Annotated in this window: 19 protein-coding genes; 17 read left to right on the top strand and 2 right to left on the bottom strand. The window is 71.3% G+C overall.

Translation table 11 applies throughout. The annotated features are described in order from the left end of the window. The first annotated feature begins 17 nt into the window (after positions 1-17). The 4 genes from allB (at position 18) to ABZ934_RS03700 (ending at position 4,540) form a co-directional block, all read left to right on the top strand. Positions 18-1,358, top strand: coding sequence for an allantoinase AllB (allB, locus tag ABZ934_RS03715; RefSeq protein WP_361308094.1), 1,341 nt, complete (start codon positions 18-20; stop codon positions 1,356-1,358). Between the two features lie 2 nt (positions 1,359-1,360). After that, positions 1,361-2,491, top strand: coding sequence for an allantoicase (gene alc, locus ABZ934_RS03710; RefSeq protein ID WP_361308092.1), 1,131 nt, complete (start codon positions 1,361-1,363; stop codon positions 2,489-2,491). Positions 2,492-2,889: 398 nt separating this feature from the next. After that, the gene (locus tag ABZ934_RS03705; protein WP_361308090.1) at positions 2,890-3,507 is read left to right on the top strand and encodes a dihydrofolate reductase family protein; all 618 of its coding nucleotides are present in this window, start codon (positions 2,890-2,892) and stop codon (positions 3,505-3,507) included. Between the two features lie 118 nt (positions 3,508-3,625). Next, on the top strand, positions 3,626-4,540 hold the full coding sequence (locus tag ABZ934_RS03700) for a DMT family transporter (protein WP_361308088.1): 915 nt from the start codon (positions 3,626-3,628) through the stop codon (positions 4,538-4,540). A 127-nt stretch (positions 4,541-4,667) separates the two neighbouring features. Here the strand turns inward: ABZ934_RS03700 and ABZ934_RS03695 are convergent, their stop codons facing one another. Continuing rightward, complete coding sequence (locus tag ABZ934_RS03695; protein WP_361308086.1) at positions 4,668-5,672, bottom strand: Gfo/Idh/MocA family oxidoreductase; 1,005 nt, start codon at positions 5,670-5,672, stop codon at positions 4,668-4,670. A 195-nt stretch (positions 5,673-5,867) separates the two neighbouring features. Here ABZ934_RS03695 and ABZ934_RS03690 point away from each other — a divergent pair, with 195 nt between their 5' ends. The 12 genes from ABZ934_RS03690 to ABZ934_RS03635 all read left to right on the top strand — a co-directional run bounded on the left by ABZ934_RS03690 (position 5,868) and on the right by ABZ934_RS03635 (position 15,846). Beyond that, the gene (locus tag ABZ934_RS03690; protein WP_361308084.1) at positions 5,868-6,887 is read left to right on the top strand and encodes a sugar ABC transporter substrate-binding protein; all 1,020 of its coding nucleotides are present in this window, start codon (positions 5,868-5,870) and stop codon (positions 6,885-6,887) included. Beyond that, complete coding sequence (locus ABZ934_RS03685) at positions 6,884-7,915, top strand: ABC transporter permease (RefSeq protein WP_361308082.1); 1,032 nt, start codon at positions 6,884-6,886, stop codon at positions 7,913-7,915. The genes ABZ934_RS03690 and ABZ934_RS03685 overlap by 4 nt, the downstream gene beginning before the upstream one ends. Positions 7,916-7,917: 2 nt before the next feature. Further along, on the top strand, positions 7,918-8,754 hold the full coding sequence (locus ABZ934_RS03680) for an ATP-binding cassette domain-containing protein (protein WP_361308080.1): 837 nt from the start codon (positions 7,918-7,920) through the stop codon (positions 8,752-8,754). Then, on the top strand, positions 8,751-9,923 hold the full coding sequence (locus tag ABZ934_RS03675; protein ID WP_361308078.1) for an ROK family glucokinase: 1,173 nt from the start codon (positions 8,751-8,753) through the stop codon (positions 9,921-9,923). Before ABZ934_RS03680 ends, ABZ934_RS03675 begins: the two co-directional genes overlap by 4 nt. Next, positions 9,920-10,513 carry a hypothetical protein gene (locus ABZ934_RS03670; RefSeq protein WP_361308076.1) on the top strand — a complete coding sequence of 198 codons (594 nt, stop codon included), beginning with the start codon at positions 9,920-9,922 and terminating at the stop codon, positions 10,511-10,513. The genes ABZ934_RS03675 and ABZ934_RS03670 overlap by 4 nt, the downstream gene beginning before the upstream one ends. Positions 10,514-10,561: 48 nt before the next feature. Then, positions 10,562-11,194, top strand: a complete 633-nt coding sequence (locus ABZ934_RS03665) for an MBL fold metallo-hydrolase (RefSeq protein ID WP_361308074.1) — start codon at positions 10,562-10,564, stop codon at positions 11,192-11,194. Between the two features lie 30 nt (positions 11,195-11,224). Beyond that, positions 11,225-12,004, top strand: a complete 780-nt coding sequence (locus ABZ934_RS03660; protein WP_361308072.1) for an exodeoxyribonuclease III — start codon at positions 11,225-11,227, stop codon at positions 12,002-12,004. A 70-nt stretch (positions 12,005-12,074) separates the two neighbouring features. After that, a complete protein-coding gene (locus ABZ934_RS03655; protein ID WP_361308070.1) occupies positions 12,075-12,515 on the top strand; it encodes a DUF6278 family protein in 441 nt (146 codons plus the stop codon). 105 nt (positions 12,516-12,620) lie between these two features. Beyond that, positions 12,621-13,364 carry an amino acid ABC transporter ATP-binding protein gene (locus tag ABZ934_RS03650; RefSeq protein ID WP_361308068.1) on the top strand — a complete coding sequence of 248 codons (744 nt, stop codon included), beginning with the start codon at positions 12,621-12,623 and terminating at the stop codon, positions 13,362-13,364. Positions 13,365-13,400: 36 nt separating this feature from the next. Then, on the top strand, positions 13,401-14,300 hold the full coding sequence (locus ABZ934_RS03645; RefSeq protein ID WP_361308711.1) for a glutamate ABC transporter substrate-binding protein: 900 nt from the start codon (positions 13,401-13,403) through the stop codon (positions 14,298-14,300). Between the two features lie 17 nt (positions 14,301-14,317). Continuing rightward, positions 14,318-14,962: an amino acid ABC transporter permease gene (locus ABZ934_RS03640; RefSeq protein WP_361308066.1), complete on the top strand. Its 645-nt coding sequence runs from the start codon at positions 14,318-14,320 to the stop codon at positions 14,960-14,962. Further along, on the top strand, positions 14,959-15,846 hold the full coding sequence (locus ABZ934_RS03635; RefSeq protein ID WP_361308064.1) for an amino acid ABC transporter permease: 888 nt from the start codon (positions 14,959-14,961) through the stop codon (positions 15,844-15,846). The genes ABZ934_RS03640 and ABZ934_RS03635 overlap by 4 nt, the downstream gene beginning before the upstream one ends. A 38-nt stretch (positions 15,847-15,884) precedes the next feature. On the opposite strand, the gene ABZ934_RS03630 is transcribed toward ABZ934_RS03635, so the two are convergent. After that, positions 15,885-17,507 carry a CocE/NonD family hydrolase gene (locus tag ABZ934_RS03630; protein ID WP_361308062.1) on the bottom strand — a complete coding sequence of 541 codons (1,623 nt, stop codon included), beginning with the start codon at positions 17,505-17,507 and terminating at the stop codon, positions 15,885-15,887. 194 nt (positions 17,508-17,701) lie between these two features. Here ABZ934_RS03630 and murJ point away from each other — a divergent pair, with 194 nt between their 5' ends. Next, a complete protein-coding gene (gene murJ, locus ABZ934_RS03625; RefSeq protein WP_361308060.1) occupies positions 17,702-19,390 on the top strand; it encodes a murein biosynthesis integral membrane protein MurJ in 1,689 nt (562 codons plus the stop codon). The last annotated feature ends 33 nt before the right edge of the window (positions 19,391-19,423 follow it).

The raw sequence follows: 19,423 nt of genomic DNA, 5'->3' as shown, positions 1-19,423 counted from the left end.
GATGGGGAGGTTCCGGCGTGTCCGACGACGTGGAACTGGTACTGCGCTCGACTCGCGTCATCACCCCCGAGGGGACGCGCGCCGCTTCGGTAGCCGTCGCCGCCGGGAAGATCGTCGCCGTACTGCCGCACGAGGCCGAAGTACCGGCCGGTGCCCGCCTGGAGGACTTCGGCGACGACGTCCTGCTCCCCGGCCTGGTGGACACCCACGTCCACGTGAACGACCCGGGCCGCACCGAGTGGGAGGGCTTCTGGACGGCCACCCGCGCCGCCGCGGCCGGAGGCATCACCACGATCCTCGACATGCCGCTGAACTCCCTGCCGCCGACCACCACCGTCGACCACCTGCGGATCAAGCAGGACGTCGCCCGCAGCAAGGCGCACGTCGACGTCGGCTTCTGGGGCGGCGCGCTGCCCGACAACGTCAAGGACCTGCGCCCGCTGCACGACGCCGGCGTCTACGGCTTCAAGTGCTTCCTGTCGCCCTCCGGCGTGGACGAGTTCCCGCAGCTCGACCAGGAACAGCTGGCCACCTCCCTCGCCGAGATCACCGGCTTCGGCGGCCTGATGATCGTGCACGCCGAGGACCCGCACCACCTGGAGTCCGCGCCGCAGAAGAGCGGCCCCAAGTACGCGGACTTCCTCGCCTCCCGTCCGCGCGACGCCGAGAACACCGCGATCGAGAACCTCATCGCCCAGGCGAGGCGGCTGAACGCGCGCGTCCACGTCCTGCACCTGTCCTCCTCCGACGCGCTGCCGCTGATCGCCGCCGCCAAGGCCGAGGGCGTACGGATCACCGTCGAGTCCTGCCCGCACTACCTGACCCTCACCGCCGAGGAAGTGCCCGACGGCGCCAGCGAGTTCAAGTGCTGCCCGCCCATCCGCGAGGCCGCCAACCAGGACCTGCTGTGGGACGCGCTGGCCGACGGCACCATCGACTGCGTCGTCTCCGACCACTCCCCCTCCACCGCCGACCTCAAGACCGGTGACTTCGCCACCGCGTGGGGCGGCATCTCCTCCCTCCAGCTGGGCCTCCCGGCGATCTGGACCGAGGCGAGGAAGCGCGGCCGCACCCTCGAAGAGGTCGTGCGCTGGATGTCCACCGCGCCGGCCGCCCTGGCCGGACTGGCCGCCAAGGGCGCCATCGAGGCCGGCCGCGACGCCGACTTCGCGGTCCTGGCCCCCGAAGAGACCTTCACCGTGGACCCGGCCCACCTGCACCACCGCAACCAGGTCACGGCGTACGCGGGCAAGACCCTGCACGGCGTCGTGAAGTCCACCTGGCTGCGCGGCACGCAGATCGCCGACCACGGCACACCGACCGAGCCCACGGGCCGACTTCTCGAAAGGCAGAACTGACTGTGACGGCGCAGCGCTCCACTCCTCCGGCCTCGTTCACCGGTAACGCGAACCCGTACGGAGGCGGCGACCCGTACGCGGACTACCGCACCGCGGACTTCCCGTTCACCCAGTACGCGAACCTCGCGGCCCGTGCGCTCGGCGCCGGTGTCATCGCCGCCAACGACGAGTTCTTCGCCGAGCGCGAGAATCTGCTCATCGAGGAGCCCGCGCACTTCGACCCCGAGCACTTCGGGCACAAGGGCAAGGTCATGGACGGCTGGGAGACCCGCCGCCGCCGCGGCGTCTCGGCCGAGCACCCGTGGCCGACCGCCGAGGACCACGACTACGCCCTGATCCGCCTCGGTGCCCCCGGCGTCATCCGCGGCATCGTCGTCGACACCGCCCACTTCCGCGGCAACATGCCGCAGGCCGTCTCCGTACAGGCCACCGCGGTCGAGGGCTCCCCGACCGCGGAGGAACTGCTCTCGGACGACGTCAAGTGGACGACCCTCGTCGAGCGCACCCCGGTCGGCGGCCACGCGGCCAACGGCTTCGAGGTCGACGTCGAGCAGCGCTTCACGCACCTGCGCCTGAACCAGCACCCGGACGGCGGCGTGGCCCGCCTGCGCGTCTACGGAGAGGTCCGCCCGGACCCCAAGTGGCTCGCCGCGCTCGGTACGTTCGACGTCGTCGCCCTGGAGAACGGCGGCTCGGTCGAGGACGCGTCCAACCGCTTCTACTCCCCGCCGACCAACACCATCAACCCGGGCCGGTCCCGCAAGATGGACGACGGCTGGGAGACCGCCCGCCGTCGGGACAACGGCAACGACTGGATCCGCTACCAGCTGGTCGCCGACTCCGAGATCCGCGCCGTCGAGATCGACACCGCCTACCTCAAGGGCAACTCGGCCGGCTGGGCCTCGCTGTCCGTCAAGTCCGGCCAGGAAGGCGAGTGGACGGAGTTCCTGCCGCGCACCCGCCTGCAGCCCGACACCAACCACCGCTTCGTGCTGGACACCCCGGCGGTCGGCACGCACGTCCGCATCGACATCTTCCCGGACGGCGGTTTCTCCCGCCTGCGTCTGTTCGGCTCGCTGACGGAGGCCGGCGCGGCCGCGCACGCCGCCCGCCACCGGGAACTCGGCGGCTGACGACGACGCACCCCGGGGGCCGATGCCCGCGGGGCGCCACGGCCCGAAGGGGCGCACCGCCCGCCGGTGCGCCCCTTCGGCGTGCCCGGCCCCGTCATGGGGCTACGCGGCGTAGCCGCCGTCCACCGAGAACTCCGTTCCCGTGACGTACCTGGCGTCCTCGCCCGCGAGGAACGACCGGCTGCCGCCCGTCACAAGAGCCACAGTGCCGTTCATGCGTGTCCTTCCGTAGGGTCGTGCGTTCCCAACTCGTTGCGCTTTCAATGAAATGCGGCGTAGGGGTCGGAGGCCGGCGGAAATCGGACCCGGTGTTCGCGCGCGCCGCGCCGATGAGTCCCGCGCCGCCGGGGAGTCTGAACGGTGACGACCTGACCGGACGGAGCAAGGAGCGCCGAGCCATGGGCAAGCTGACCCTCACCACCTTCCTCACCCTCGACGGAGTGATGCAGGCCCCGGGAGCGCCCGAGGAGGACCCCAGCGACGGCTTCCGCTACGGCGGCTGGCTCGTGCCTTTGGCCGACGAGGGCATGGGCGGCTTCGTGACGGAGATCTTCGACCGGGCCGAGGCGTTCCTCCTCGGACGGCGCACCTACGAGATCTTCGCGAGCCACTGGCCGCACCACGACGACCCGGCGGACCCGGTCGCGAGCAGGCTCAACCACCTGCCGAAGTACGTCGCCTCCACGACCCTGCGCGACCCGGCGTGGGAGCACACCACCGTCATCGACGGCGAACACCTCCAGGCCGAGGTGGTACGGATCAAGGACAAGCTGGAGGGGGAGTTCCAATTGCACGGCAGCGGCCGGCTGGCGCAGTGGCTGCTCGCCCGCGACCTGGTGGACGAGCTCAACCTGCTGGTGTTCCCGGTGTTCCTCGGCGCGGGCCGCCGGCTGTTCCCGACGGGCGGCCTCCCTACCTCCTACACCCTGACCGACCACCGCACCACCGCCAACGGCATCGCCCTCCACACCTACCGGCCGACCGGCCGTGCGAGCTTCGGCTCCTTCGCGGACTGACCGGGCGCCCCCCCGGGGGTGCAAACCCGTCGCCCGGTCGTGATCCACTCCGGTACGGTGAACGGCGTCCCGTGGGAGCCGCCGAAGTCTCCGCCCGCCTCCCGCCGCAGGAGACCCCGTGTCCGCGCTCGCCGCCCCCGTTCCCGCCACCGCACCCCGCCGGGCCTGGCTCACCGATCTGCCGGTGCTGCTCGTGGCCGTCGTCTGGGGCGGCAGTTACCTCGCGGCGAAGGGGATCACCGTCCCGCACACCGTCGTCGCCGTGCTCGTGCTGCGGTTCGCGCTCGTGCTGCCGGTCCTGGCCCTCGCCGGTCGGCGGCGGTTGCGGGCCCTCACCGGGGCGCAAGTACGCGGCGCGGGCGCCCTGGGGCTCGTACTGGGCGGCATCTTCCTGCTGGAGACCTACGGGGTCGTCCACACCTCCGCCACCAACGCCGGGCTGATCATCAGCCTGACCATGATCTTCACCCCGCTCGCGGAGGCCGCCGTACGCCGCAGGCGCCCCTCCCGCGGCTTCCTCGGCGCCGCGGCCCTGTCGGTCGCCGGGGTGGTGTTGCTGACCCAGGGCGCGGGGTTCACCGCGCCCGGAGCCGGCGACCTGCTCATCCTCGGCGCCGCCCTCGCGCGGACCGCGCACGTCCTGCTGATGGCCCGGATCAAGGCCGTCCAGGACGCCGACTCGCTGTCCCTCACCACCGTGCAACTGACGAGCGCCGTCGCGGTCTTCGCCGTCCTGGCCGCGCTGCCGGGCACCGGCGCGAGCCCGTGGGAGGCCGCCGCGGGCTTCGGTCCCGCCGCATGGGCCGGACTCGTCTTCCTGTCCGTGCTGTGCACCCTGTTCGCCTTCTTCGTGCAGATGTGGGCCGTACGCGCCACCTCCCCCTCCCGCGTCAGCCTCCTGCTCGGCACCGAGCCCCTGTGGGCGGCCGCCGCCGGTATCGCCCTCGGCGGCGACCGCCCGGGGCCCGCCGGTCTCGTAGGCGCCGTGCTGGTTCTCGCCGGCACCGCCTGGGGCCGGCGCGCCGCGGCCTGATCGAATGGCCGAAAGCCGCCCCACCCGACGTCAACTGCCGGTCTAGGGTGACCCCATGCCGATTCCGGACCACCGAGAGGTCTGGCTGACCGCCGGCCACGACAAGGCCCGGCAGGCCCTCACGCGGTCACATGTCGGGCAGTTCCTCCAGCCGTACCGGGCGCCGCTCCCGGCGCGAGCGTTCGCACGCCTCCGCGATCCGGAACGCGGCGAGCGCCTCCCCGCCGTCGCACGGGTTGGGGCCCTCGCCGCGCACCAGCCGTACGAAGGCCGCCAGCTCCGCCTCGTAGGCCGGGGCGAACCGCTCCAGGAAGCCGGTCCACGGCTTGCTCGCCGGGGGCGGCCCGTGCGGCTCGGTCGAGGCGATGGGCGTGCGGTCGTCCAGTCCGGTGGACACCTGGTCCAGCTCCCCGGCCAGCTCCATGCGCACGTCGTAGCCGGCGCCGTTGCACCGGGTGCCGGTGCTGCTGACGAGGGTGCCGTCGTCCAGGGTGAGCAGGGCCGCGCCGGTGTGCACGTCGCCCGCCTCCCGGAACGCCGGCAGGCCGGTGTCGGACCCCGCCGCGTACACCTCGGCCACCTCGCGCCCGGTCACCCAGCGGACCATGTCGAAGTCGTGCACCAGGCAGTCCCGGTACAGGCCCCCGGAGGTGGGCAGGTACCCGGCCGGCGGCGGCGCGGGATCGGCCGTGGTCGTCCGTACGGTGTGCAGCCGCCCCAGCGCGCCCGAGCGCACGAGCGCCCGCGAGGCGGCGTACCCCGCGTCGAACCGGCGCATGAAGCCCACCTGCAGTACGCCACCCACCGCGCCGACCTCGCGCAGCACGGACAGGGTCCGCTCCAGATCGGGGGCGACGGGCTTCTCGCAGAACACCGGCAGGCCGCCGCGCACCGCCCGGACGACGAGCTCCGCGTGTCCTTCCGTCGCGCAGGCCACGACGAGGGCGTCCACCCCCCAGCTGAAGACCTGGTCCACGCCCGGCGCGGCGGTGGCCCCGAGCCGGTCCGCGAGCCGCGCGGCCCGCTCGGGAACGGCGTCGGCCAGCAGCAGCGAGCCGGCGTCCGGCCGGCGGGCCAGGACCGCCGCGTGGAACGAGCCGATCCGGCCCGTCCCGATGATCCCGATGCGCATGCACTCAACGTGACCCCGTACCGGGGACCTGTCAATCTGCCCGAGAGTGCCCCGATGGGCTCCCAAGGTCCACTGTGGCGGATACTGGGCGGCTGGAACCGGAATGGACCGCTTTGACAACGATCGGCTGTGACGGCGACGAGATGCACGACGATGCGCTCGACGAGACGCACGACAAGGGAAGGGCGCGGCGACGTGGCTAGGGTTCGGACAGGGGCGCGCGTCGTGGGCGCCGTGCTCGCGGCGGTACTGGGCGCCTCCCTCGTGGGCTGCAGCAGTACGGGCGGCAAGCGCGCCGAGGAGCGGGCCAAGAGCGCCCAGGCGGGTCGGCCCGCGGTGAACACCCCGCGCTGGACCTTCGCCATGATCACCCACGCGGGCGACGGCGACACCTTCTGGGACATCGTCCAGAAGGGCGCCAAGGAGGCCGCGGCGAAGGACAACATCAACTTCGTCTACGCCCACGACGACCAGGCCCAGCAGCAGGCCCAGTTCGTGCAGAACGCCATCGACCAGAAGGCGGACGGCATCATCGTCAGCCTCGCCAAGCCCGAGGCCCTCAAGGACGTCATCGCCAAGGCCGTCAAGGCCGGCATCCCGGTGGTGACCGTCAACTCCGGCTCCGCCCAGTCCGCCGCGTACGGGGCCCTCACCCACATCGGCCAGGACGAACAGATCGCCGGCGAGGCCGTCGGCACCGAGCTGACCAGGCGCGGCAAGAAGAAGGCCGTCTGCGTCCTGCACGAGCAGGGCAACGTCGGCCACGAGCAGCGCTGCGCCGGTGCGAAGAAGACCTTCGGTGAATCCGGCGGGGTCATGGAGAACCTGTACGTCGAGGGCACCAACATGCCCTCCGTACAGGCGGCCATCCAGGCCAAGCTCCAGGCCGACCCGTCCGTCGACTCGATCGTCACCCTCGGCGCCCCCTTCGCCCCCACCGCGATCAAGGCCAAGGACGCGGCGGGCAGCAAGGCCGAGGTGGACACCTTCGACCTCAACGAGTCCGTGGCCCGCGACCTGAAGTCCGGCGCCCTCGGCTTCGCCGTCGACCAGCAGCCCTACCTCCAGGGGTACGAGGCCGTCGACCTGCTGTGGCTCAGCCGCTACAACGCCGACGTTCTCGGCGGCGGACGCCCCGTGCTCACCGGCCCGCAGATCGTCACCGGCGCCGAGGCGGCCAAGCTGGAGCAGTACATCAAGCGGGGCACCCGATGAGCGCACCGGCCCTCGCCGACGAACGGCTCGCGCCCACCTCCCTGGTGCGCCGCCTCCTCGGCCGCCCGGAGCTGGGCGCGGTCGTCGGCGCCGCCGCCGTCTTCCTCTTCTTCTCCTTCGCCGCCGACAGCTTCCTGCGGGCCTCCAGCCTGAGCACGATCCTCTACTCGGCCTCCACCATCGGGATCATGGCCGTGCCGGTCGCGCTGCTGATGATCGGCGGCGAGTTCGACCTGTCCGCCGGCGTCATGGTCACCACCTCGGCGCTGATCAGCTCGATGTTCAGCTACCAGATGACCGCCAACGTCTGGGTCGGCGTCCTGGTGTCCCTGCTGGTCACCCTGGCGATCGGCTTCTTCAACGGGTTCATGCTGACCCGCACGAAACTGCCCAGCTTCATCATCACGCTGGGCACCTTCCTGATGCTGACCGGCCTGAACCTCGGCTTCACCAAACTGATCAGCGGCTCGGTCTCCACCAAGACCATCGCCGACATGGAGGGCTTCCCCTCCGCCCGGGCCCTGTTCGCCTCCCAGTGGAACGTCGGCTCGGTCACCTTGAAGGTCACCATCCTGTGGTGGCTGGCCCTGGTCGCGCTGGCCACCTGGATCCTGCTGCGCACCCGCGCCGGCAACTGGATCTTCGCGGTCGGCGGCGGGGCGGACGCGGCCCGCGCCACCGGCGTCCCGGTCGTCAAGACGCGCATCGGCCTCTACATGGGGGTCGCCCTGTGTGCCTGGATCTCCGGGCAGCACATCCTCTTCTCCTTCGACGTCGTCCAGTCGGGCGAAGGCGTCGGCAACGAGTTCCTCTACATCATCGCGGCGGTCATCGGCGGCTGTCTGATGACCGGCGGTTACGGCTCCGCCATCGGATCGGCCGTCGGCGCCTTCATCTTCGGGATGACCAGCAACGGCATCGTCTACGCCCAGTGGAACCCCGACTGGTTCAAGTTCTTCCTCGGCGCGATGCTGCTGCTCGCGACGCTGCTCAACGCATGGGTCCGCAAGCGGGCGGAGGCGAAGTGACCGTGGCCGCTCTCGTGAAGCTGACCGACGTCAGCAAGTTCTACGGCAACATCCGCGCCCTCCAGGGCGTCTCCCTGGAGGTCTCCGCCGGCGAGATCACCTGTGTCCTCGGTGACAACGGCGCCGGCAAGTCCACCCTGATCAAGATCATCGCCGGGCTGCACCGGCACGATGCGGGCAGCTTCGAGATCGAGGGTGAGGAGGCCGTACTCGCCAACCCGCGCGCCGCCCTCGACCGCGGCATCGCCACCGTCTACCAGGACCTCGCCGTCGTCCCGCTCATGCCCGTCTGGCGGAACTTCTTCCTCGGCTCCGAGCCCACCCGCGGCCGCGGCCCCTTCCGCCGCCTCGACGTGGACCTCATGCGCGAGACCACCCGCGCGGAGCTGCTGCGCATGGGCATCGACCTACGGGACGTGGACCAGCCGATCGGCACCCTGTCCGGCGGCGAGCGCCAGTGCGTGGCCATCGCCCGGGCCGTGTACTTCGGGGCGAAGGTCCTCGTCCTGGACGAGCCCACCGCGGCGCTCGGCGTCAAACAGTCCGGTGTCGTCCTCAAGTACGTCGCCGCGGCCCGTGACGCGGGTCTCGGCGTGGTCCTGATCACCCACAACCCGCACCACGCCCACCTCGTCGGGGACCGTTTCGTGCTCCTCAAACGAGGAGCCATGGCGGGCAGCCACACCCGCGACTCGATCACGCTGGACGAGCTCACCCGGCAGATGGCGGGCGGCTCCGAGCTGGACGAGCTGAGCCACGAACTGGAGCGGGTGGCAGAATCAGGCCCAGACCACACGTCCGGCACCACCCGCACCCCGAGGGACGACACGACTCGATGAGCACGTACCGGGACTTCACGCTCACCCACCGGGGGTCGGCGCGGGGCACCGTCCTGCGGACCGTCGGGACGCGTGAGCGCCGGTCGCTGCTGACCGCCCCGCGCGTCCCGACCGTCGGCATCGACATCGGCGGCACGAAGGTGATGGCAGGCGTCGTGGACGCCGACGGCGCCATCCTGGAGAAGATCCGCGCGGAGACCCCGGACAAGTCGAAGAGCCCCAAGGTCGTCGAGGACACCATCGTCGAACTGGTGCTGGACCTCTCCGACCGGCACGACGTGCACGCCGTGGGCATCGGCGCGGCCGGCTGGGTCGACGCGGACCGCTCCCGTGTGCTCTTCGCCCCGCACCTGGCCTGGCGCGACGAGCCGCTGCGCGACGCGCTCCAGTCCCGGCTCGCGGTACCGGTCATGGTCGACAACGATGCCAACACCGCGGCCTGGGCCGAGTGGCGCTTCGGCGCCGGCCGCGGCGAGGACCACCTGGTCATGATCACGTTGGGCACCGGCATCGGCGGCGCCATCCTCGAAGGCGGTCAGGTCAAGCGCGGCCGCTACGGGGTGGCCGGCGAGTTCGGGCACATGCAGGTCGTACCCGGCGGCCACCGCTGCCCCTGCGGCAACCGCGGCTGCTGGGAGCAGTACAGCTCCGGCAACGCCCTGGTCCGCGAGGCCCGCGAGCTGGCGGCGGCCGACTCACCGGTCGCGTACAACATCATCGCGAAGGTCGGCGGCAACGTCCAGGAGATCACCGGGCCGCTCATCACCGAGCTGGCCCGCGAGGGCGACGCCATGTGCGTCGAGCTGCTCCAGGACATCGGCCAGTGGCTGGGCGTCGGCATCGCCAACCTCGCCGCCGCGCTCGACCCGTCCTGCTTCGTCATCGGCGGCGGCGTCAGCGCCGCCGACGACCTGCTGATCGGCCCCGCCCGCGACGCCTTCCGGCGCCACCTCACCGGCCGCGGCTACCGCCCCGAGGCCCGGATCGCCAAGGCCCAGCTCGGCCCGGAGGCGGGCATGGTCGGCGCCGCCGACCTCGCCCGGCTCGTCGCCCGCCGCTTCCGCCGGGCCACGCGCCGGCGCGTCGAGCGGTACGAGCGCTACGCGCGGCTGGGCCTGCGCGACGTCACCGGTCCCACGGACCCCGAGAAGCAGGACCCCACGTCGTGAACCCACCACCGCTGCTGCCCCGCCAGGCCGCCGCCCCCGACGAGGGCGGCGCGTCCGCGCACCCGGCCGAGGACCGCCGGCACGTGGTCCGGCGCCGCTGGATCACCGCGATCATCATCCTGCTGCTCGTCGGGGTCCCTGCGGGCTACCTCGCGATCTCCGCCCACCAGAGCCGCGAGAGCGGCCGGGACAAGGCGGCCACGGTCGGCGCGGCCAAGGTGCGCACGGCCTGGCCGTCCGCGGTGCAGCGCAGCGTCTACGAGGTCCCGATCCCGATGATGGCCTCGCTCGTCGGCTACCTGGAGACCAACAACTGGCACACCAGCCGGCTCTACACCCAGTTCTCGCTGACCCCGCAGGAACTCGACACCTTCCTCGCCGACATCGGCACCAGCAAGGACAAGCTGACGCCCGGCGTGTCCATCTCGGAGCGCGACGCACGCGTGGCCGGCTGGAGCTGGAGCCCCAAGCACACCTGGTACGGGATCACCCTCGACGCAAAGGACCCCCGCCCCACCCGGGACGTCACGGTCGACTTCACCAAGCCCGGGAACCCGCGGGTGTACGTCGTCTCCACCGCCGTCCCGTAGGCCGGTCCGCAGCCGGGGCGGCGGACCGTCGGGCGATAGCCTGGGATCATGAAACTCACCAAGCGCCTGCACTCGTGCGTCCAGCTGGAGAAGGACGGGCGCGTGCTCGTCATCGACCCGGGCGTCTTCAGTGAGCCCGACGCGGGGCTGGGGGCGGACGTCCTTCTGGTCACCCACGAGCACCCCGACCACTTCGAGGAGGGTCGGCTGCGCGCCGCGCTCGACGCGAACCCGGAGGCCGGCCTGTGGACCCTGCGCAGCGTCGCGGAGAAGCTGGCCGGCGCCTACCCGGGCCGGGTGCACACCATCGGACACGGTGACGCCTTCGAAGCCGCCGGGTTCGACGTCCGGGTGCACGGCGAACTGCACGCCGAGATCCACCCGGACCTCCCCCGGGTCACCAATGTCGGCTACCTCGTGGACGGTTCCCTGTTCCACCCGGGGGACGCGCTGACCGTGCCCGGGGTGCCCGTCGAGACCCTGATGCTCCCGGTGCACGCGCCCTGGAACAAGATCGGCGAGGTGATCGACTACCTGCGCGAGGTGAAGCCCCGCCGGGCCCTCGACATCCACGACGCCTACCTCGCCGACCTGGCCCGACCCGTCTACGACGGCCTCCTGGGCGCCCTCGGCGGCACCGACCACGGGCGGCTCGGCGCCGGGGACGCCACCCACCTGTGACTGTCGGTGCCGGGCGGTAGGTTGGTCGGCATGCGTATCGCCACATACAACGTCAACTCCATCACCGCCCGGCTGCCGCGCCTGCTGGCCTGGCTGGAGAGCTCCGGGACGGACGTCCTCTGCGTCCAGGAGACCAAGTGCTCAGCGGAGCAGTTCCCGCACGACGAGCTGCGCGAGCTGGGCTACAAGGCCGTGGTCAACGCCACCGGGCGGTGGAACGGCGTCGCGGTGATCTCCCGGGTCGGGCTGGACGAGGTGGTCGTGGGCCTGCCCGACGGTCCCGCCTACGAGGGCGTCGAGGAGCCCCGCGCGATCTCCGCGACCTGTGACGGCGTGCGCGTGTGGTCGGTATACGTGCCGAACGGCCGTGAGGTCGCCCACGACCACTACGGCTACAAGCTGGACTGGTTCCGCGCGCTCGCGGCGGCCGTCGCGGAAGACGCGGCGGGCCCGCGCCCGTTCGCCGTCCTCGGCGACTACAACGTGGCGCCGACCGACGACGACGTGTTCGACCCGGCCCTGTTCGAGGGCATGACCCACGTCACCCCCGCCGAGCGGGCCGCCCTGGAGGCGCTGCGGGCCGCCGGGCTCTCCGACGTGGTGCCCCGACCGCTCAAGTACGACCGGCCGTACACGTACTGGGACTACCGCCAGCTCGCCTTCCCCAAGAACCGCGGCATGCGCATCGACCTGGTCTACGCCAACGAACCCTTCACGAAGGCCGTCAAGGACGCCTACGTCGACCGCGAGGAGCGCAAGGGCAAGGGCGCCTCGGACCACGCCCCGGTCGTCGTCGACCTGGAGCTCTGACCGGCCGGCCGGAATTCCGGTCCTGCGCGCCCTGTGGCCAGGCGGGGGCGGCGGTGCGAGGCTGGTCGGTATGAACATCCCTTTCCTGGCCAACTGGCGCAGCCGGCACGAAACGGAACAGGGTGCGGGACTCGCCGCCGCCCTCGCGGACGATCCCGAGGGCGTCGCCGAGCTGTTCTCGGAGTGCCAGATGCTGCGCGCCCAGGCGAGGTCCGCCGGGCTCGAACTCGACGGGAGCCCGGCGTCGTTGGAGGCGCTGGACCAGCTGATGCCCCGGTGGCGACGGGACCCGGAGGCCGTGCCGTGGCTGGGGAACGACGCCGGTTTCTATCTCGGGACCCTGATCGTCCGGACCATCCCGGGGGCCCGCTGGCAGGTGTGGCCGAACGGCCAGCCCGTGATCCGGCTCGCATCCGGCCGGGAGCTGAACGTCGTCGAGTCGGGCGTGTCCTGGGCCGTGACGGGATCGCCGGAGCTGTCCCAGGCGTACGCCGAGGCATCGGAGGGCTGATCTCGGAGCCCTTTATGTCAGCTTTAGGCGTGTCGAGGCGAAGTGCCCTTCCGAGGCTGGATAGTTTGCGCTGACCTCGACACCGACAAGTGGGCAGGGCAGCGTATGGCCGTCGATCCTTTGATCGAGCTGCGGGACGTCAACAAGTACTACGGGCAACTGCACGTCCTCCGGGACATCAACCTCACCGTCGGCCGCGGGGAGGTGGTGGTCGTCATCGGCCCCTCCGGCTCCGGGAAGTCGACGCTCTGCCGGGTCGTCAACCGGCTGGAGACCATCGAGTCGGGCACGATCGTCCTGGACGGGCATCCGCTGCCCGCCGAGGGAAAGGACCTCGCCGGGCTGCGGGCCGAGGTCGGCATGGTCTTCCAGTCCTTCAACCTCTTCGCCCACAAAACCGTCCTCGCCAACGTGTCCCTCGCGCAGATCAAGGTCAGGAGGCGCAAGAGGGAGGAGGCGGACAAACGCTCCCGCGAACTGCTGGAGCGGGTGGGCCTCGCCGACCAGGCCGACAAGTACCCCGCCCAGCTGTCCGGCGGCCAGCAGCAGCGGGTCGCGATCGCCCGCGCCCTCGCGATGAGCCCGAAGGCCCTCCTCTTCGACGAGCCCACCTCCGCCCTCGACCCCGAGATGATCAACGAGGTGCTGGAGGTCATGCGCCGGCTCGCCGCCGAGGGCATGACGATGGTCGTGGTGACCCACGAGATGGGCTTCGCCCGCTCCGCGGCCAACCGGGTCGTGTTCATGGCCGACGGGAAGATCATCGAGGACCGGACCCCGGAGGCGTTCTTCACGGCCCCCGAGAGCGACCGGGCCCGTGACTTCCTCTCCAAGATCCTCAAGCACTGAGGGGGACGGCCCGTGAAACGCCTCATCGGCTCCCGCCTGCCCGCCTGCCTGCTCGCCCTGCTCGCCCTGCTCGGCGCCGCCACCGGCTGCGGCAAGTCCGGCAGCCCCCCGGTGAAGGGGCCGCCACCGGAGGCCCTGCCCGTCTACCAGGTCGCCACCGGCTTCACGCTGCCCGATTCCCCCACCTGGGAGGACGCCCGGCGCCGCGGCCACCTCGTCGTCGGAGCCAAGGAGGACCAGCCGTACCTCGGGGAGAAGGACCCCTCCAGCGGTCGCTACTCCGGATTCGACATCGAGATCGCCAAGATGATGTCGGCCTCCCTCGGTTTCGACCCCAAGACCATCGAGTTCAAGACCATCGCCTCCGCCAACCGCGAGACCGCCCTCCAGAACGGCCAGATCGACTTCTACGTCGGCACCTACACCATCAACGCCAACCGCAAGAAGCAGGTCGGCTTCGCCGGCCCCTACTTCATGGCCGGCCAGTCGCTCCTCGTCCGCAAGAAGGAGAAGGCCATCAAGGGCCCCGGCGACCTCGCGGGCAAGAAGGTCTGCTCCGCCGCCGGCTCCACCCCCTACCAGCGCCTCCAGCGCGAGTACCCCCAGGCGGTGCTCGTCGCCTACGACACGTACTCGGTGTGCGTCGACAACCTGCTCACCTACCAGGTCGACGCCGTCTCCACCGACGACTCGATCCTCCTCGGCTACGCCGCCAAGGTCCCCGAGGAACTCAAGGTCGTCGGCAAGCCCTTCTCCGAAGAGCCCTACGGCATCGGAGTCCCGCGCTCCGACAACGCGCTGCGCTTCGCCCTCGACGACGCCCTCGCGCGGAACGAGCAGAACGGGAACTGGAAGAAGGCGTACGAGGCCACCCTCGGCCTCTCCGGCGTCCCGGCCCCCCGACCACCCGCCATCGACCGCTACCCGGCGGGCTGAGGGGAGAGCGCACCGCCATGTACGTACTGACCCAGAACTTCTCGGTCTACCGCGAAGGCTTCCTCGGGACCCTGCAACTCACCGTCTACGCCTCCCTCCTCGCCCTCGCGCTCGGCTTCGTGATGGCCTCCTTCCGGGTCGCCCCCATCGGCTCCCTGCGCGTCCTCGGCACGGTCTGGGTGACCGTGCTGCGCAACACCCCGCTCACCCTGCTGTTCTTCGCCGTCCTGCTGGGTCTGCCCCGCTTCGGGCTGGTCCTGCCCTTCCAGGTGTTCGCCGTGCTCGCACTCGGCTGCTACACCTCCGCCTTCATCTGCGAGGTGCTGCGCTCGGGCATCAACACCGTGCCCAAGGGCCAGGGCGAGGCGGCCCGCAGCCTCGGGATGTCCTTCGCCCAGACCCTGGGCGGCGTGGTGCTGCCCCAGGCGTTCCGTTCCGTCATCCCGCCGATCGGTTCCACCCTGATCGCCCTCGCCAAGAACTCCGCCATCGCCGGCGCGTTCAGCGTCACCGAACTGCTGGGCACCTACAAGACCCTCAACGAGTTGGGCTACAACATCATCTGGACCTTCGTCTGGATCGCCGTCGGCTACCTGATCATCACCCTGTCCATCAGCGCGCTGTTCAACGTGCTGGAGAAGCGCTGGGGAGTCGCCCGATGACCGCGCACGCGCTGCACAGGGACACGCAGTCCACCGCCCTCTACGACATCCCCGGCCCGCGGGCCCGCCGCCGACACCTCCTGTACGGGATGGTCTCGACCGCGCTGATCCTGGCCCTGCTCGGCTGGATCGTCCACCTGCTGTTCGACACGCACCAGTTCACCGCCGCCAAGTGGACGCCCTTCGAGTACGAGGGCATCCAGGACCTGCTGCTCACCGGCCTCGGCAACACCCTCAAGGCATTCGCCTACGCCGCGGTGCTCTCGCTCGCGCTGGGCGCCGTGCTCGCCACCGGACGGCTCTCCGCGCACCGCCCGGTGCGCTGGTCGGCCACCGTGTTCGTGGAGTTCTTCCGGGCCATGCCCGTACTCGTGATGATCTTCTTCATCTTCGTCGCCCTCAAGGTGCAGCCCCTTCCCGCGCTGGTGGCCGGGCTGACCCTCTACAACGGCTCGGTGCTGGCCGAGGTGTTCCGTACGGGGGTCAACGCGGTGGAGCGGGGCCAGCGGGAGGCCGCGTACGCCCTCGGCATGCGCAAGACGCAGGTGATGAGCTACGTGCTCGCGCCGCAGGCGGTGCGGGCGATGTTGCCGGCGATCATCAGCCAGTTGGTGGTGGCACTCAAGGACACCTCGCTCGGCTTCCTGATCACCTACGAGGAGTTCCTGCACGCCGGGAAGCTGATCGCCTCGAACCTGGACTACGACCTGCCCTTCATCCCGGTGGTGATGGTCATCTCACCGGTCTACATCGGGATGTGCATGGTGCTGTCCTGGTTCGCCACCTGGGTGGCCAGACGACAGAGCCGCAACCCGAAGACCGAGGCGGTCGATGTGGCCCCGGCCGACCCGGGCACCCTGCTGCCGGGCGCGCCGCTCCGGTAACCCCCCCCGGAACCGGCCCGGCCGGCAGCAGCCGTGGATCACTGCTCGCGCAGCGGCACCGAGACGTACGAGGGATCGGTGCGCGGCGAGGAGAAGGTCAGCTGCGCGCCGGCCGGGTTGTGTTCGATGTAGAGCGGGTCCACGGTGTCGACGACGACGGCGAGCCGGTGCCCGGCGGGCACGTCGTATGCGGTGGAGAAGAGGTCCAGGTCCACCCCGAACGCCTGGCCGGGGGTCTTCCCGTGGAAGGTGTAGGGGGCGTTGGTGACCAGTTTGCCGACGCCGAGCGGGCCCACGTCGTACAGGTACGCGACGAAGGTGCCGTCCCCGGCGGTCGGGGTGACGGTGGTGTGCAGCTTCACGGTGCCGCGCACGCGCCGGTCGGCGTCGTAGCGCTGGGACTGCCAGACGGCGGCGAAGGCGCGGGGGAGGAGCGGGACGGAGGCAACCGGGGGCGCCTGGGCGAGCTGGTCGAGGGCGCTGGAGAGGAAGACGATCCCGCCGTCGGCGCCGGAGTCGACGTTCGCCCACACGTGCTCGCTGTCGGAGAGGGCGAGCTTCTCGGAGCCGCCCGAGCCGACCGACTTCCAGTCGGCGTAGCCCTCGTAGCCGCTGTCGCTGCGGGACTTGATCTGTACGGGCGCCTCGGAGTCGACGCCGTTGCGCTCGCCCTTGAGGTAACGGTCGAACCAGCGGTGGGCGTTGGTCCAGGTGTCGTTGGGCAGGCCGAGCAGACCGGTGGCCTCGGCGGTGGCGTGGTCGCCCGGGCGGAACTCCAGGCGCTTGGGGCCGGTCAGCTTCTCGAAGAAGTCCGCGTACTGGTTGGGCGGGAAGATGGTGTCGCCCCAGGCGTTGCCCATCATCACGGCCGGGCCGTTCGCGTTGATCCGGTCGACCTGGTAGGTCGCCGAGCGGGCCTTGCCCCACTCGATCATCTGTGGCTCGCGGTCCAGCCGCGAGCCGAGGAAGTCGCCGAGGATTCCCTGGAGTTCGGGTCCGGGGCGGCCGGTGAGGTAACCGGCGCCGCCGAGGAGAGCGGCGGCCTGGAGGTGCTGGGTGCGGCCGGAGTAGATGGAGTCGATGATGTCGGCCCAGCCGCTGAGCGCGACCACCGCCTTGATCCGGGGGTCGTGGGCCGAGGCCAGCAGGCTGATGCCCGCCCCGTACGAGACCCCGCCCAGGCCGATGTGCCGGGCATCGGCGGGGGTGTTCGCCAGGGCCCAGTCGATGACGGCGGAGACGTCGGCGACGTCGGGCGGGCCCGCGACCTCGATCTGCCCGCCGGAGAGCCAGAAGCCGCGGGAGGTGTAACTGACCACGACGTAGCCGGAGTCGGCCAGTTGCTTGGCCTGGGCGATGTATTCGATCTGCGGCAGGCCCCAGCTGGTGGGCAGCACGATCAGCGGGTAGCTCCGGCCGCTCCGGGCGCCGGCCGGGGTGAAGACGTTGCCCTTGAGGGTGATCCCGCCGGAGCCGGGGATGTCGTGGAAGCGCAGCTCCGACGTGGACGAGGACGAGGACGGGGTCGGGGACGAGGTGTCGGAGGCGTGGGTGGTGGCTGCGTCCATGGCCGCCGCCTGGGCCTGGTGGGGGGACAGGCCCAGGGCGGCTGCGGCCAGCAGGGCCGCCACGGCTGCTGCGGTGCTGGTGGTGCGGGGCATCGATGCTCCTCGCGTGCGCCGGTGACAAAGTGTGCCGACGGTAACGGGAGCGGCTTACCGTGGGTAACCCGTGGGTAAGTTACGTACGGGTAACGATTGACTTCGTGTCAACAGCGGGTCCGGGTTAACCTCGTCCCCGATCGACTACGGAGCGGGGAACCCCAGATGGACCGGTACACCGATACGAGTGGCCGGTGACGGCCCCCGGGGCGGCGCCGCCCACCGAACGCACCGACGCAACGGACCGTGACACCTCGCCGCGCAGCACCTCGGTACAGCGCAGCGGCGCGTTGATGGCGGCCGGCTCGATCGTCTCCCGCGCCACCGGCTTCGTCCGCTCGGCCGTCGTCCTCGCGGCCCTGGGCACCCAGGTGCGCGGCGACAGCTACGCCGTCGCCAACACCGTCCCCAACATCATCTACATGCTCCTGATCGGGGGCGCGCTCAACGCCGTCTTCGTGCCCGAGCTGGTCCGGGCCGCCCGTGAACATCCGGACGCCGGCGTCGCGTACACCGACCGGCTGCTCACCGCCTGCACCGTCGCGCTCCTCGCGCTGACCGCCGTGGCCGTCCTGGCCGCCCCGCTGATCGTCTCGGCGTACACGCCCGCGGAATACACCCCGGCCGAGGTGGACGCCACCGTGGCCCTGGCCCGGTTTTGCCTCCCGCAGATATTCTTCTACGGCCTCTTCACCCTGCTCGGACAGGTCCTCAACGCCCGGGGCAGGTTCGGGGCGATGATGTGGACCCCGGTCCTGAACAACATCGTGATCATCGCCGTGTTCGGGCTCTTCCTCGCCCTCTCGCACGGCGGAAGCACGGCCTTCACCTCCGGCGAGACCCGGCTGTTCGGCATCGGTACCACCGCGGGCATCGTCATCCAGGCCCTCGCCCTGATCCCGTCCCTGCGCTCCGCCGGCTTCCGCTGGCACCCGCGGTTCGACTGGCGCGGCAGCGGCCTCGCCCGCCCGCTGCGCAACGCCGGCTGGCTGGTCCTGCTGGTACTCAGCAACCAGTTCGCCTACTGGGTCGTGACCCGGCTCTCCACCACCGCCGGGAAACTCGCCGACCGGGCGGGGATCGCCGGCGGCGTGGGCTACGTCGCCTACACCAACGCCTATCAGCTGTGGATCGTCCCGCAGGGTATCGTCACCGTCTCCCTGATCACCGCGCTCATGCCCCGGATGAGCGCCGCCGCTTCCTCGGACGACCTCGGCGCCGTCCGCCGCGACGTGTCCTACGCCCTGCGCACCGGCGCCGCGCTCATCGTGCCCGCCGCCGCCCTGTTCGCGGCCCTCGCGCCCTGGCTCACGGCCTGCGTCTTCCAGTACGGCGAGGTGAAGGCCGCCGACGCCGAGGTGATGGCGGGGATACTCGTCGCGTTCGCACCCGGCCTGATCGCCTTCTGCGCCCAGTACGTGCTCTCGCGCGGCTTCTACGCGCTCTCCGACACCCGGACCCCGTTCCTCCTCAACCTCGTCATCGTCGCCCTCAACGCGGGTCTCTCCTACGCCGCCTACGAAGTGCTGCCCCTGCGCTGGGTCGTGACGGGCATGGCCGCCGCCTCCTCGGTCGCCTTCACCGCGGGCGCCGCGGTCACCGCCTTCGCCCTCGCCCGACGGCTCGGCCCCCGCACCCCGGGCCGTACCGGGCCCGGCGCCACCGCCGCGGGCACCCACCTGCGGCTGCTGGCCGCCTGCCTGCCCGCGGCGGCCGCCGGATACGCCGCCGCCCGCTCCTGCGAGGCGGCCGGCCGGTTCGCCGCCACCGGCGCCGGGACCGCGGTGCTCGTCCTCGTCGTACTCCTCCTGGCCAAGCCGATGCGCCTGACGGAGATCACCGACCTGACGGCGTCCCTGCGCCGCAGACTGCCGGGCGGCTGACCGCGCCCCCTTGCGCGGAGGGAGCCCAGGGCG

Origin of the sequence: Streptomyces sp. NPDC046557 (assembly GCF_040645975.1) — a bacterium.
Lineage (GTDB): Bacteria > Actinomycetota > Actinomycetes > Streptomycetales > Streptomycetaceae > Streptomyces.
Note: the sequence above shows the minus strand (reverse complement) of the source record. Positions and strands in the feature narration are given on the sequence as shown.